This window comes from Dyella sp., from assembly GCF_035508675.1.
Taxonomy (GTDB): domain Bacteria; phylum Pseudomonadota; class Gammaproteobacteria; order Xanthomonadales; family Rhodanobacteraceae; genus Dyella_B.
In genome coordinates, this window is sequence record NZ_DATJMN010000103.1 from 1 (window position 1) to 14,028 (window position 14,028).

11 protein-coding genes and 3 tRNA genes are annotated in these 14,028 nt (G+C 62.3%); 9 read left to right on the top strand and 5 right to left on the bottom strand.

What is annotated here, in order from left to right; all coding sequences use genetic code 11:
- The first annotated feature begins 114 nt into the window (after positions 1-114).
- From uvrC to VMA74_RS06005, 3 genes are all read left to right on the top strand, one after another.
- Positions 115-1,941, top strand: coding sequence for an excinuclease ABC subunit UvrC (uvrC, locus tag VMA74_RS05995; protein ID WP_325365729.1), 1,827 nt, complete (start codon positions 115-117; stop codon positions 1,939-1,941).
- A gap of 44 nt (positions 1,942-1,985) precedes the next feature.
- The gene (gene pgsA, locus VMA74_RS06000) at positions 1,986-2,606 is read left to right on the top strand and encodes a CDP-diacylglycerol--glycerol-3-phosphate 3-phosphatidyltransferase (protein WP_325365730.1); all 621 of its coding nucleotides are present in this window, start codon (positions 1,986-1,988) and stop codon (positions 2,604-2,606) included.
- Between the two features lie 37 nt (positions 2,607-2,643).
- A tRNA-Gly gene (locus VMA74_RS06005) sits at positions 2,644-2,719 on the top strand.
- A 157-nt stretch (positions 2,720-2,876) separates the two neighbouring features.
- Here the strand turns inward: VMA74_RS06005 and VMA74_RS06010 are convergent.
- Positions 2,877-3,596: a 4'-phosphopantetheinyl transferase family protein gene (locus tag VMA74_RS06010; protein ID WP_325365731.1), complete on the bottom strand. Its 720-nt coding sequence runs from the start codon at positions 3,594-3,596 to the stop codon at positions 2,877-2,879.
- A 250-nt stretch (positions 3,597-3,846) separates the two neighbouring features.
- On the opposite strand from VMA74_RS06010, the gene VMA74_RS06015 reads away from it, so the two are divergent.
- Both VMA74_RS06015 and VMA74_RS06020 read left to right on the top strand, forming a co-directional pair.
- A tRNA-Gly gene (locus VMA74_RS06015) sits at positions 3,847-3,922 on the top strand.
- Positions 3,923-4,003: 81 nt separating this feature from the next.
- Positions 4,004-4,077, top strand: a tRNA-Cys gene (locus tag VMA74_RS06020).
- 141 nt (positions 4,078-4,218) lie between these two features.
- On the opposite strand, the gene VMA74_RS06025 is transcribed toward VMA74_RS06020, so the two are convergent.
- Positions 4,219-4,401 (bottom strand): hypothetical protein, encoded by a 183-nt coding sequence (locus VMA74_RS06025; RefSeq protein WP_325365732.1) that lies wholly within the window; start codon positions 4,399-4,401, stop codon positions 4,219-4,221.
- 53 nt (positions 4,402-4,454) lie between these two features.
- A complete protein-coding gene (locus tag VMA74_RS06030; RefSeq protein ID WP_325365733.1) occupies positions 4,455-5,177 on the bottom strand; it encodes a DUF4386 domain-containing protein in 723 nt (240 codons plus the stop codon).
- A 576-nt stretch (positions 5,178-5,753) separates the two neighbouring features.
- Between VMA74_RS06030 and VMA74_RS06035 the strand changes: the two genes are divergently transcribed.
- Positions 5,754-6,062, top strand: a complete 309-nt coding sequence (locus VMA74_RS06035; RefSeq protein WP_325365734.1) for a hypothetical protein — start codon at positions 5,754-5,756, stop codon at positions 6,060-6,062.
- Positions 6,063-6,064: 2 nt separating this feature from the next.
- Here VMA74_RS06035 and VMA74_RS06040 read toward each other — a convergent pair whose 3' ends face one another.
- Complete coding sequence (locus tag VMA74_RS06040; protein ID WP_325365735.1) at positions 6,065-7,723, bottom strand: MASE1 domain-containing protein; 1,659 nt, start codon at positions 7,721-7,723, stop codon at positions 6,065-6,067.
- A 334-nt stretch (positions 7,724-8,057) separates the two neighbouring features.
- Between VMA74_RS06040 and VMA74_RS06045 the strand changes: the two genes are divergently transcribed.
- Genes VMA74_RS06045 through VMA74_RS06055 form a run of 3 tightly spaced genes read left to right on the top strand, consistent with a single transcriptional unit; the run spans position 8,058 to position 13,626 of the window.
- Positions 8,058-9,464: a TolC family protein gene (locus tag VMA74_RS06045; RefSeq protein WP_325365736.1), complete on the top strand. Its 1,407-nt coding sequence runs from the start codon at positions 8,058-8,060 to the stop codon at positions 9,462-9,464.
- Positions 9,461-10,558, top strand: coding sequence for an efflux RND transporter periplasmic adaptor subunit (locus tag VMA74_RS06050; protein ID WP_325365737.1), 1,098 nt, complete (start codon positions 9,461-9,463; stop codon positions 10,556-10,558). Before VMA74_RS06045 ends, VMA74_RS06050 begins: the two co-directional genes overlap by 4 nt.
- Entirely contained in the window at positions 10,555-13,626 is a 3,072-nt protein-coding gene (locus VMA74_RS06055; RefSeq protein ID WP_325365738.1) for an efflux RND transporter permease subunit, read from the top strand. Before VMA74_RS06050 ends, VMA74_RS06055 begins: the two co-directional genes overlap by 4 nt.
- A 127-nt stretch (positions 13,627-13,753) precedes the next feature.
- Here the strand turns inward: VMA74_RS06055 and VMA74_RS06060 are convergent.
- Positions 13,754-14,028, bottom strand: a 275-nt coding sequence (locus VMA74_RS06060) for a cation:proton antiporter (RefSeq protein ID WP_325365739.1), incomplete at its 5' end; no start/stop codon positions are given.

The window sequence follows — 14,028 nt, forward strand, 5'->3', positions numbered from 1 at the left end:
CAATCCGGTTTCGTCGAGTCGGTAAAACTCGCCGAACAGGGTGTGGCAAGGCTGATCGAGCGCCTGCGCGCCGGCTGAATATCCGGCCCCGGCAAACGGGCTAGAATTGGAACTATGCAGCCCGTCTCCCCACCGGCCTTCGACGGCAAGGCCTTTGTTCGCACGCTTACCAGTTCGCCCGGCGTCTATCGTTATTTCGACGAGGATGGGGCGCTGCTCTACGTCGGCAAAGCGGGCAACCTGAAGAAGCGTGTCAGCAGCTACTTCCTCAAGCCGCGCATGGAGCCGCGTATCGCGGCGATGGTGTCGCAGATCGCCCGTTGCGAAATCACCGTCACCCGCACCGAGGCCGAGGCGCTGCTGCTGGAATCCCAGCTGATCAAGGCACTGAAGCCGCGCTACAACATCCTGCTGCGCGACGACAAAAGCTATCCGTACATCTATCTCTCCGGGGGCGAGGACTACCCGCGCCTGGCCTTCCACCGTGGTGCGCGCAATCAGCCGGGACGCTACTTCGGTCCGTTCCCCAGCGCCTTCGCCGTGCGCGAAAGCCTCAACCTGATGCAAAAGCTTTTCAAAGTGCGTCAATGCGAGGACAGCTATTTCCGCAATCGTTCGCGGCCCTGCCTGCAATACCAGATCGGCCGCTGCACCGGCCCCTGCGTAGGCTTGATCAACACCGAGGATTACCGCAACGATGTGCGCCATGCCGAGATGTTCCTGGAAGGCCGCGGCAGCGCGGTGATCGACGAGCTGGTCGCCGCGATGGAGCAGGCCAGCACTGCGTTGAATTTCGAACGCGCCGCCGCCCTGCGCGACCAGATCGCCACCTTGCGCAAGCTGCACGCGCAGAACCACGTGCAAGGCGCGACGGCGGACATGGACGTGATCGCCTGCCGCATCGAATCGGGCATCGCGTGCGTGAGCGTGTTGTTTTTCCGCAACGGCATCAGCCTGGGCACGCGCGATTTCTATCCACGCCTGCCGCTGGATGCCGAACCCGCCGACGTGCTGGCGCAGTTCATCGCGCAGTACTACCTGGATCGGCCGGTACCGCGCGAGATCATCCTCGGCGAAGCGATCGAAGACGAACAACTGCTCAGCGAAGTGCTCACGCAGCAATGCGGCCACGCGGTGGAAATCAAGACGCGCGTGCGCGGCGATCGTGCGCAATTCCTGCAGATGGCCGAACGCAACGCGCAGGCCTCGCTCACCTCGCGCATCGCCAGCCGCCAGACCCTGGGCGCGCGCTTCGATGATCTGCAGAACGTGCTCGGCCTGGACGAACCGCCCAAGCGCATCGAATGCTTCGACATCAGCCACACGCGCGGCGAGGCCACGGTGGCGTCATGCGTCGTGTTCGGGCCGGAAGGTGCGGAGAAATCGCACTATCGCCGCTTCAACATCGCCGGCATCACGCCCGGCGACGACTATGCCGCCATGCATCAGGCGCTCACCCGTCGTTTCCGCAAGGTGGCGGAAGGCGAGGGCATCCGGCCCGACATACTGCTGATCGACGGCGGCACGGGGCAGGTGGCGCAAGCGCTGGACGTATTGCGCGAGCTGGGCATCACCGGCATCGAAGTGGTTGGCGTGGCCAAGGGCCCGGGCCGGCGCGCAGGCGAGGAAACGCTGGTATTGGCCGGCTCCAACCGCGAGATTCACCCTGGGCCGACATCGCCTGCGCTGCACTTGGTGGCGGCGGTGCGCGACGAAGCACATCGCTTCGCCATCAGTGGGCATCGCAAGCGCCGGGAAAAGGCACGCGAGCGTAGCGTGCTGGAGGACGTGCAAGGCGTCGGCGCACGCCGCCGTACCGCATTGCTGAAGGCATTCGGTGGTTTGGCCGGCGTGGAAGCGGCCGGTGTCGAGGAACTGATGCAAGTGAAGGGCATCGACCGCAGCTTGGCCGAGCGTATCTATGACGCACTCCATGCCTGATCACGCGCGTTCATGAGACACTGCACCCCTATTGGAAGGAGCCCATGCGCATCAATCTACCGACCTGGCTGACGCTGTTCCGCGTAGCGCTGCTGCCGGTGATGGTGCTGGTGTTCTACTTGCCGTTTCGCGGCCACAACATCACCGCTGCCATCGTGTTCGCCCTGGCGGCCGTCACCGATTGGCTCGATGGCTATCTGGCCCGCCGCATGGGCTTGACCTCCAAGTTCGGCGCCTTCCTGGACCCGGTTGCGGACAAGCTGATGGTGGCCGTGACGCTGTTCCTGCTGGTGGCATCGCACCGCGGCGACTGGTCGGGCATCGTCATGGCGGTGACCTCGGCCATCATCGTGGGCCGCGAGATCAGCATTTCCGCCCTTCGCGAATGGATGGCCGAGGTCGGCATGCGCGCCACGGTGCGCGTGGCGTTCATCGGCAAGCTGAAGACCGTGATGCAAATGGTGGCCCTGATCGTGCTGATCCTGCAGCACGAAAAGGAGGCCGAAGCCTTGCGCCTGTATCACATCGGTGAGGGCCTGCTGGTGCTGGCCGGCGTGCTCACCATCTGGTCGGGCCTGCACTACCTGCGCGCCGCCTGGCCGGCGCTGCACGAAGACGCCATGGCCGCGGCCCGGTCCGCACCGGACCAGGACAAGAACGCTTGACGGTTTCGTTTCAGTCGCTAAAATGCGCGGCTCCAATGCGGGAATAGCTCAGTTGGTAGAGCACGACCTTGCCAAGGTCGGGGTCGCGAGTTCGAGTCTCGTTTCCCGCTCCAAATATCGATTCGCGGATATCCGCGGATGCTTGAAAAAAGGGGCGCAAGCCCCTTTTTTCGTGCCCGCAACCATGGGTGATGAAGCCGCGCGCAACGCGTATATCGTTCGATGGAGAGGGCTTCCTCGCAGTCAGGTGTGCGTCGAGGACGACGATTCTCACCACGCCATATGCGTGAGCAGCGTCTGCGTGTTCAAGCGTTGATAGCGAAGCGTCCACCTCGTCGCCGGCATGAACGGCTCGGCCAGCCGCTCGACCACTTCCACCTCGATATCGCCGTTGTCGGTGTCGAAGCGCAGCACGCGCACGGCATGGAAGTCGAACAGCCGTCCGACAGTGGCGAAACTGGCCTTGAAGAAACTCTCTTTGGCCGAGAACACCGCGGTAAGCACCACCGGCCACCCCTGAACGAGGGCGGCCTCGGTCAATCGTTTCCTTTCATCGTCGTCCACCACGGTGGTGCGTAGCGCGTGCAGGGTGGCCGGGCTCACTACGTGTTCCAGATCGATGCCAATGCCACGCAACTGCGACGATGGCAGGGCAATCGCCACGGCCAGGTTGCCGGTATGGGAAATGCTGCCCAGATAACCCCGCGGCCATACCGGCTGGCGCGCCGATCCTATCGCCAACTCGGCATCCGGCGCGCCGCAGGCCGCAAGCGCCGCACGCGCCGCCAGGCGGCCGGCCAGGAATTCCGCCTGCCGTTTGCGCACGCTGCGCGCAATGGATGCCGGACAGGCGATGCCATGCTGGGCGAAGGCGGCATCATCGTGGGCCGCCACATCGAAGGGCAGCGCAAAAGCAGGCGGCAGCTGCACCTGGCGATGATCCAGGAGGATGCGATACAACGGCAGGGCGGCGTCTGGAGACCAGGTCATGCGCGGGACCGGTGCTGCGACAGGTCATCAAGATAGAGGGCGGGAGTAGTCACGAGCACAGTCTTCCTGGGCGCGGAAACACATGCAAGGCAAGCCGTGCGCTGACTGGGGCAATACGCGGTTGCTCAAGCAAAATTCAATCCGTTCAACTTACCGGGAATCGCCGGATGAAGATGCCCAGCCGTGTTCATCAGGGCCGGCACGGGCTATTCACATTGGACCTGATTCTGCTATAGTTATCCGCTCCGACGCGGGAATAGCTCAGTTGGTAGAGCACGACCTTGCCAAGGTCGGGGTCGCGAGTTCGAGTCTCGTTTCCCGCTCCAGATTCAAGCAAAACCTCGGTGAGCCGGGGTTTTGTTTTTTCAAGCGAAGCCCGACCTGCTAAGGTTGCGGTCTAGCGCAATGGCCAGGTGGCAGAGTGGTCATGCAGCGGCCTGCAAAGCCGTGTACGCCGGTTCGATTCCGACCCTGGCCTCCATTGCGAATGAAGAATGAAAGCGCCCTTGTGGCGCTTTTTTTCTGCTGCGCTGGCGGTACTAAATCCTTGGCTCTGTTCCGGGCTACTGCCGAATCGCCACCGCATCGTGATATGCAGCATCCATGCTTAAGTGGATGCGGCTTAACGATGAGCACGAGTTGCGAATGACTTGGAAAAACTGCGACGCCGAAGGATGCGCGCCCAGAACCAGAGTTCGCACGCGGCGCCTGCAACGAAGAGAGCCCAGCCCCCGCCAGTCATGCCGACGCTATAAGAAACGAGTGCAGCAATCAGCACGGTGATGGTGAAAAGCTGATGTTTCATATCGCCTCCGAAAGTCTGACGGCTTGAGATACGCCTGGATGAAGCGGACATCATCAACGCGCAGTGGCCGGGATGTTACGACTCGATGGACGTCCGACGCCGCGCAGCAGCAACCAAAAACCGATGACGATTTCATAGATGCCTGCGGGCGTATCGAAATTATCGCCCATGGGATTATCAGGCCAGACGATGGCGGCGATCGTGCCCGCCAGCATCACCACATAGGCCAGCAAGCCGAATCCTGCCAGTAGCCAGGGTATATAGCGGGATTTGAAAAACAGCCAGCTGAAAACAATGCAGCCCAGCGATAGAAAGATCAGGCCGATGTTGTAGCCGGCATCGTGCGTGTCATTGAAAAGCCAGACGAGACTTTGCAGTTGCTGACTTGAAAACACTGTGGCGTATCGTGCATCGGTCAGCAATTGCAGCATGGTGAAGCTGTTGAGCGTAATCACGCCGAGCACCGCTGCTTCCGCCACTCGCCAGAATGCCGCAAGCAAGGCCAGATGCCTGCCGACCGGCCGAAGCAGTACGTACAACGCGACTGCCATGGCGATGTCGCCGGTAAAGGCCGCCAGATCGCTCACCATGCCTATGCGGAACAGCAGTAGATGGTCGACGATTTGCGCGGCTGTTTTCGCCGGATCGTTATCCACGATCATGCTGCCGCGGCCGTTGAATTCGCCGAACACGCCGCATGCCATCAGCAGCAAATAGAGAAAACCCGCGACCCTTGCGGCGGTGCGCTGGGATTGGTCGATCACGGTGCTTGCCATGACACTTCCCCGCATGTCGCCGGTGGCGCGATCTTGACGGGAGGAGGCTAGCATTTGGGTATGCGGCAACGAGTGCCAAAGGTCATCGCATGTCTCTGCGTCGACCTGAGTATGTTGATGCGATGTTGATTGGGCGGTGTCGAATCCTGCCGCTACTTTTGGGATGGCAATGTTGGGATTCGCTTGCGCTCATCGCCAACCTGCGTGATCTCGGCCGGGAGAGCTTGCCACGATTCAAATGGATGCCAACACGGAGTAGACAGTCAAGAAACTGTGAAAGCATTGCCGCCCTTATCGGGCCGCTGAATTATGCGCCGGGCAAGCAAAAGAATTCTTCAACCTATCCACGATCCGCCTGCTACATTTCGACTCCCGGTAGGCGAACTACCATTCACCCAGGGGAAGCCCATGTCCCATCGTCAAGGAAGTTTTGTCCGTAAAGCAGCATTCGCCGGCCTGACTGCTCTTTGCGTAACCTCAACGGCTTTTGCCCAGACCGCCGCACCGGCGACTGGGCTTGGTCAATCCTGGCCGAACGCTGCAGACGTAAGCGCCAGTCCGAACTGGCACGTGTACGTGTTTATGTTGAATGGCATCCAGTACATCCAGGTCAACGATTTGAACGGCACCGTGCATGCGGCGGTGGGTACCGCCAATGGCACCTCGATCGTGTTGCCGGTGGGTGTCGATGCGCAGAACGTTTCGACGCCTGCGCAGAGCTCGACGACGTCAGCGTCGCCCAGTACAACTTCGGGTGCTGCGCAGACGGTTTATCAGGACAGCGCCACCACGGTGACTGCGACGCCGCAAAGCAACGGGACGACAAAGTTCACCATTCAAACGGCTTGCACAGGTATGTCATGCAGCGGCGGTGGTGGGCAGTGAGGTTATTTCACCCATAGCCGCACGGGGGGAGCAAGGCGAGGCATCTCTCTTTGCTCCTCGTGGGCGGCGGCATCATGCAGTAGTGCGGTCAATTGCAGCCGGTTTGCCGGCATGCGTACATGCAGCAAGCCGTCGAAGATGCGTACTTGGTCGCGCATTTCTGGGATATCCAGCATGCTTGCGCCGAGCTTGGCAGCCAGCCGCTTGCGTTCATCGGAGTGATACACCGCGCTGGCGACGCCGGTTTCCTCCAGCACACCTTCCGCGCGAAGTACTACCCAGCGCCTTCCGTTGGTTTCCCCGCCGCGCAGTATCAGGTTGACTCGAGTGCAGGCTAGCCTGGAGGTCACATAGACCACCGCTTCGCACGCCGTGCGGTAGGTGGCGGTGAGAATCGAAGGGGCAAGACGGCTGAATCCGCGTCCGCTAATTTCGCAACGATAGGCAATGCCGGCCTCGTCGAGCGCGCGCGCGACCGTTTCATTGAGCGCCGCCGGCAAGCCGCGCTCGCGCCACGCCACCGGGTGCATGCTTTCGGCAAGACGGTAGACCTGGCTCTGCGTGTTCAGCGCCTGCTTGTAGAAAGCATGGCTTTCGATGTTCGGCACGATCCTGCGCATCTGCTCCAGCAAACGGCTGTTGGTGATGTGCAGGGTGCCCGCCAGATACTCCAGCGCCTGGGAGGTTTGCCGCATGCGCTGTTCGCTAAGCTGCAGACTTTGCCTTGCGACGCGCTGCACGTTCAGCACGGTAAGCCGCTCTTCCTCTTCTTTCTCGAGCTGGACACTGATGCGTGCGCCAAGCGCAAACAAGCACGTGACCGTGATGGTCAGAAACAGCATGGTCGAATAGAGTTCGGCAGAGGGGGCATCTTCAGGCGGGATCGCGATCGAAATGCACGCGATCACCAACGGTGCGCTCACCGCAACTGCCCGCCAGCCGTGTTTCAGCGTCAGCCACGCCATCGGCAGGACCATGGAAACGGTTGCCGCAAGGCGGGTTTGTTCGTCGCCGGTCTGCTGTAGCCAACCGAGCAAGCCAACAGCTGGAACCAGCAACGCGACGGCATCAAGCGTCAAACGGCTGGCCAAGGTTTTATTTATTTGTTCGCGCAAATGGCCCGGCCGGTAATCGAGCCACGCCATCACTACCCCTGGCACCACGGAAACGATGGCAAGGTACGGACCAAAGAAAAAGTCATAGAGCCATGACAGTATGGCAAGCGGGTTTTTCACCGTGTTCAAGAAGCAGGCAGCCGTCCAGCTATAGGCCATGGTGCCTAGCGAGACAAGCAGGATGCAAGTGAGCAGAGCCTTGATGTCCACCACATGTTCCGATCTGGATGGAAGCGGCGGAAATTTACTGCGGCACCACCATACGATGGGCATGGCGACAGTAAAGGGTGGAATGCAACGGAAGGCGATCCACGCCGTACCCAGGTTCGTGCAAGGAAGCACTTCGTACGCGTTGGATACCGCTTCGCCAATGTACAGCGCAGGCCAATACCGATAAGGGATCAAAAGGAGGCAGGCCAAGCGGATGCCGGCATGCAGGGGCCAGTGCGCAGTAGAAACTGGATTTACTGCGAAATAAAGAAGCCCGTAGCCGACCGCAACCCCCACCTGCAGTAGCCAGTCGTTAGTCCACCAGCGCTTCCCCATGCGTTTTCCCCTGCAAAAATGAATTCACAAGCGTGTTGGCGTCGTCCCGCTATTTCTCGCCAGATTAGCTTAAGAATAAAACAATGCGGGCCGTGAAGTTTGCGTGAGTCTTGGTGAGGATCAGGCAGCCGTACGTCACATTTATGCAGCAAACTCCGTCTTGGGCACAATTTTTGCCGATGCCGATGCCGGCATTCGGCCAGATGGATTCATATCGGCAGTGACGCGAGGATCTTGACAATCCAAAGAATGGGCTAAGCAAAGGCAAAGTGTGAGCTAAGCCAAGCCCGGTAGCTTGTGTCCTGGAGACAAGATCCAAGAGGGAGATTTGCAGGTGCAGTTGCTTCGCAAGGATTTACCGCTTGATCATCGCCCCCTCCGCGCACTGCGGCTGGGCCTGGTGGCATGCGTGGTGGGCCTGGCCGCCTGCGCCACCTACTCGCCCTTGCCGCTGGGTACTGGGCAGGGGGCCAAGACGGTGTCGCAGCTTTCGGCCGATACCTCGACCATGCCGCTGCCGGCGCTGCGTTCCCACCGGTTCGATCCCTCCCATGGCATGGACGTGACCGATGTGGCGATCCTGGCGGTGGCCAACAGTCCGGACCTGAAGCAGATGCGCGACCAACTGGGAATCGCACGCGCCCAGGCCTTCCAGGCCGGATTGCTGCCGGACCCTCAAGTCAACATCAACCAGGAATACCTGACGCACCCGATTCCGGGCTACCGCACTTCCTCCGTCTTCGGCATCAGCGAGGACATCGCCAGCCTGCTGTTGCGCTCCACCCGCAAGGCCGCGGCGAACGCGCAAGCCGACCAGGTCAACCTGGACCTGCTCTGGGCGGAGTGGCAGACCATTGCCCAGGCACGCCAGTTGTTCAACCAGGTGGCGTCTTTGCGCGAGCAGCAGCAGCGGCTTGCCGCAGAGCAGGCCGCGCTGGCGCCGGTGGATGGCTATGTGCGCAAGGCGCTGCAGCAAGGGAACCTCACCTACGATGCCGCCAGCGCCGGCTTGAACGCCTATGCCGATGTCACCCAGCGGCTGTCCTATTGCACCGTGCAACTGCACCAGGCGGAGCGCGATATGCGCCTGCTGCTTGGACTGGCGCCGGATGCACCACTGGATTTGATCGGGGAACCGTTCCAGGCCTCGCCTACACCCGGGCAAGTGGAAACCGCGCTGGCCGACCTGCCGCGGCGGCGGCCGGACCTGCTGGCCCTGCAGGCCGGTTACAAGTCGCAGGAGGCGACCTTGCGCGGCGCGATCCGCGCACAATTTCCCGCGCTGACGTTCGGTCCGGACCGCCAGAGCGACAACTCCGGCGTGCCTTCGTGGGGCATCAACATCGGTGTGACCTTGCCGTTGTTCGATCGCAATCGCGGCAACATCGCCATCGAAAAAGCGACGCGGCAGCAGCTGAAGGATGACTACGAAAGCCGTGTGCTGGCCACGCACAACGACATCCGCCAGCTGATGCTCGACCAGGACACGCTCGCCAGGCAGCGCGAGCAATCGCAGGCGCAGGCCCAGCGCCTGGATCAAGCAAGCCAATCCGCTGAAAGCGCCTGGCACAAAGGCCTGCTCGACTGGCCGACGTATCTGTCCATTCGCGCCAATGCACTCAGCGCCGACATGGATGCCATTGCCGCACGCGACCAGCAATCGCAGCAAGCCATTGCACTGGAAGCCTTGCTCGGCAGCACCGATCTTCAACCGTCCACAGCGTCCACCTCAAGACTATGAATCGACTTGCCTTTACGCGTGCCGCGCTGGCGGCACTGATGCTGGCTGCACTGGCCGCTTGCGGCAAAGGCGGCGCTGCCGACGATGGTGATGCTCCGGACGTGAAAGGCTCCGTGCTGATCACGACCACGGCGCCGGTCAGCCAGCCCTTCCACGACACCGTCCAGGTGTGGGGTGTCGCCGCGGGCGATCCGCATCGCGCCAGCACCATCAGCCTGGGCCATGGCGGCCTGGTGACGGCGTTGGCCGTCGCGGCCGGACAATCCGTGCAGCGCGGGCAGGCGTTGTTGCGCATCGCGCCCGATCCGGTGGCGCGCAACGCCTTCTTGCAGGCGCAGAGCGCGCTGGATCTGGCCAGCGGCGAACTCAAGCGCACCGAACAGATGGCCGCGCAGCACCTGGCCACGCAATCGCAGCTCGCTGGCGCGCGTAAAGCGCTGGATGATGCCAAGACCAATCTGGATGCGCAGCGCGCACTCGGTGGCGGCACGGCCGAAGAAACCATCAGCGCGCCGGCCGATGGCGTAGTGACGGCGCTCAACGTGAACCTCGGCGATCGCTTCCAGGCGGGCGCGGCACTGCTCAGCTTTGCGCCCGCACAGGCCTTGGTCGCGCGCCTTGGTGCACAACCGGAAGATGGCGCCCGCCTCAAGGCGGGTATGCCGGTCGATGTGCAAGGTGCCTACGGCGCTAGCGGCGTCCTGCACGGCCGTCTCGATGTGGTCGGTCACGCGGTCGACGCGCAAACGCACTTGCTGCCCTTGCAAGTGAGCTTGCCGCCGGACGCCGGCAACGTGCTGGTGGCCGGTTCGGCCGTACAGGCGAGCATCGACACCACCAGCTATACCGCTTGGGCGCTGCCGCGCGATGCGGTGCTGCAGGACGACAAGGGCGCTTATGTGTTCATCGCCGATCACGACCACGCCAAGCGCATCGATGTCAGCTTGAAGCATCCGGCCGGCGCTACCGTCGGCGTGCAAGGTCCGCTGGACGCCACGATGCGTGTCATCACTAGCGGTAACTACGAACTCAACGATGGGGATGCCGTGCGCGAGCACGATGAGCCAGCGGATCAGCAGGAATCCGCCAAGTGAACAACATTGCCTGGATCCAGCGACATTGGCGCTCGCTGCTCTTCCTCGTTGTAATTCTTACGATCGGCGGTGTTGCCAGTGCCGTCTTCATGCCGGTGGCCTTGTTTCCGAACGTGCAGTTCCCGCGCATCATGCTCTCGCTCGATGCGGGCGATCGCCCCGCCGACCAGATGGCGGTCGCGGTAACCACGCCGATCGAGACGGCATTGCGCCGGGTGCCCGGCGTGCGCAACATCCGCTCGACCACCAGCCGCGGCAGCGCGGACGTGTCAATCACGTTCGACTGGGGCACCGACATGAGCCGCGCGTTCGGCGATATCAGCGCCGCGGCCAGCCAGGTACTGCCTGAACTACCGGCCGGTACGCAGCTCATTACGCGGCGCATGGACCCCAGTTCCTACCCTATGCTGGGCTACAGCCTGCGCTCGCACACGCTATCGCCGAGCGCCTTGTACGACTTGGCGCAATACCAGCTGCGCCCTTTGCTTAGCGGCATTCCTGGCGTGGCGCGCGTGGAAGTGCAGGGTGGCGAGATCGCGGAATTCCATGCCGACGTCGATCCGAACCGGCTGCGCGCGCAGGACCTCAGCCTGGTCGACGTGGCCAATGCCGTCAGCCGCTCGGCCACCATCGAAGCGATGGGGCACGTTTCCGATCACTACAAGCTGTACCTGCTGCTGGCGCAGAACCAGCCACGCACCGTGGATGCGCTGCGCCAGATCGTGGTGCGGGCCGGTAGCCACGGCATCGTGCGCCTGGGTGACATCGCCGATGTCACGCTCAGCCACGTACCGCAATGGATACGCGTAACGGCCGATGGCCAGGATGCGGTGCTGTTCCAGATCATGCAGCAGCCGGACGGCAACAGCGTGCAGATTGCGCGTGACGTGAAGCAGCGCTTGCAGGACTACGCGCCGCACATGCCCGCCGGCGTCAAGATCGCCAACTGGTACGACCAGTCGCAACTGGTGACCGGGGCGGCGGGCAGCGTGCGCGATGCCATCCTGATCGGCATCGTGCTGGCGGGCCTGGTGCTGTTCCTGTTCCTGCGCAATACGCGCGTGATCTTCGTTGCCATGCTGGTGGTGCCGGGCGTGCTGGCCATCACCGTGCTGCTGCTGCGCGTGTTGGGGATGAGCTTCAACATGATGACGCTCGGCGGCATGGCGGCGGCGGTCGGCCTGATCATCGACGACGTGATCGTGATGCAGGAACACATCATGCGCCGGCTGCATGGCGTAACCGGCCATATTAAGAAACACATCGGACGCGCTGCCTGGGAGTTCACGCGGCCGTTGACCGGTTCCAGCATGGCGACGGTGGTGATCTTTCTGCCGCTGGCGTTTCTCACCGGCGTGACTGGCGCCTTCTTCAAGGCCTTGTCGCTCACCATGGCCAGCGCGCTGGTGATCTCCTACCTGCTGACCTGGATCGTAGTGCCGCTGCTGTCGGAGCGTCTGTTGGACCAGCGGCACATCACCCACCATGAGGGTGGCGCACTGTCGCAACGGCTCAAGCACGGCTACGAAAACCTGCTGCAGCGCTGGCTGAAGCGACCGATCTGGATCCTGCTATTCGTGCTGCCGCTGCTCGGTATCGGCGCGCTGGCCTTCAGCCGGGTGGGTACCGGTTTCATGCCGGCGATGGATGAGGGCGGCTTTACCTTCGACTACATTTCCAAGCCGGGTACGTCGCTGGAGGAAACCGGGCGCCTGCTCAACCAGGTCGAAACGATCATCCGCGCCAATCCATACGTGGATACCTATTCACGCCGCACCGGTTTGCAGCTTGGCGATGCGCTGACCGAAGCCAACACCGGCGATATCTTCATTCGCCTGAAAAACGGCTCGCGCCCTTCTACCGAAGAGGTGATGAACGACATCCGCCAGGAAGTGGAAGAAAAAGTGCCGGGCCTGGATGTGGATGTCTCGCAGCTGATGGAAGACATGATCGGCGACCTGGTCGCGGTACCAGAGCCGATCGAGATCCAGCTCTACAGCGACAACCCCGCCGAGCTCAACGATACCGCGCAACGCGTGGCCGATGCGCTGGGCAAGATCAACGGCGTCAACGGCGTGCTCAACGGCATCAATCCGGCGGGCGATGCGCTGGTCATGACGGTGGATCCGGCCAAGGCGGCGTTGCAGGGGCTCGACCCGGCGGCCGTCAAGGAGCAGGTCGCTGCCGCCGTGGATGGCGTCGTGGCCACCCAGCTCCCGACAGGCAGCAAGATGGTCGGCGTGCGCGTGCGCTTGCCGATGGCTTCCTACAAGCGTCTGGAGCAGGTGGAGGCGTTACCCATTCGCGCGGCGGACGGCCATCTGCTGCCGTTGTCGCAGGTGGCGACGGTGCAGATCGTCCAGGGGCAACCGGAAATCACCCGCAACGATTTGAAGCGCATGGTGGCCGTCACCGGTCGCATCAGTGGGCGCAGCATGGGCTCGGTCATCAACGACGTGAAAGCGATGCTTGCCAAGCCCGGCCTGTTGCCCAAGGGCATGTACTACGAACTCGGCGGTCTGTATCAGCAGCAACAGCAGGCCTTCCGTGGCCTGACAGTGGTGTTGCTTGCCGCCATCGCGCTGGTGTTTACGCTGCTGCTGTTCCTGTACGAAAGCTTCCGCGCCGCCTTGGTGATCATGCTGATGCCCTTGCTGGCGATCGGCGCCGTGTTCACCGGCTTGTGGCTCACCGGCATCGAACTCAACATTTCCGCGATGATGGGCATGACGATGATCGTAGGCATCGTGACGGAAGTGGCGATCTTCTATTTCTCCGAACTGGAAACCGTCGCCCACGACATGCCGTTGCACGAAGCCTTGCAGGAAGCCGCCCGGCATCGCATGCGCCCGATCCTGATGTCGACCATCGCGGCCATTCTCACGCTGTTGCCGCTTGCCTTGGCCTTGGGCACAGGTTCCCAGATGCAGCAGCCGCTGGCGGTGGCGATCATCGCCGGCATGACGGTGCAGGTGCCGCTGGTGCTGCTGGTGATGCCGGTGTTGTATGCGGTGTTGATGCGTGGGCAGAAGAAAGCGCCGGCTGAGCATTCCGGGCTGGAAGGATAGCCGTAGCTCTCCGTGCATTATCTATTTCGTCGCCCGGGCGAATGCCGGGGTCCAGTGACTTGAAGGGTGTCTGGATCAGCGATCGAACGTTGCTGGGTTTCGCTTCAACGTCGTCCCAGCGGCTATGTCATGCACTCGGCACTTCCGTCACCGCCGCCTTCATCGACCGCTTCAACAGCCACGCCAGAATCGGCGGCGTCACCATCGCCGTGAGCAGTGACATCGCCACGATGATCGCGTACATCTGATCGCTGAATACCCCGGCGGCAAGTCCGAGGCTGGCGATCACCACGCCCACCTCGCCACGCGGCACCATGCCGAAGCCGACGATGGTGGCGCTCATGCGGCCCAGCGACAGCGCACCCAGAAAGCCGCCCAGCAACTTCGAGATGATCGCAATCA

What these genes read in the sequence shown, in the direction of transcription:
- pgsA (WP_325365730.1), top strand. Translation starts at nt 1,986, where the DNA reads ATGCGCATCAATCTACCGACCTGGCTGACGCTGTTCCGCGTAGCGCTG.
- VMA74_RS06050 (WP_325365737.1), top strand. Translation starts at nt 9,461, where the DNA reads ATGAATCGACTTGCCTTTACGCGTGCCGCGCTGGCGGCACTGATGCTG.
- VMA74_RS06010 (WP_325365731.1), bottom strand. Translation starts at nt 3,596, where the DNA reads ATGACCTGGTCTCCAGACGCCGCCCTGCCGTTGTATCGCATCCTCCTG.
- VMA74_RS06040 (WP_325365735.1), bottom strand. Translation starts at nt 7,723, where the DNA reads ATGGGGAAGCGCTGGTGGACTAACGACTGGCTACTGCAGGTGGGGGTT.
- uvrC (WP_325365729.1), top strand. Translation starts at nt 115, where the DNA reads ATGCAGCCCGTCTCCCCACCGGCCTTCGACGGCAAGGCCTTTGTTCGC.
- VMA74_RS06030 (WP_325365733.1), bottom strand. Translation starts at nt 5,177, where the DNA reads ATGGCAAGCACCGTGATCGACCAATCCCAGCGCACCGCCGCAAGGGTC.
- VMA74_RS06025 (WP_325365732.1), bottom strand. Translation starts at nt 4,401, where the DNA reads ATGAAACATCAGCTTTTCACCATCACCGTGCTGATTGCTGCACTCGTT.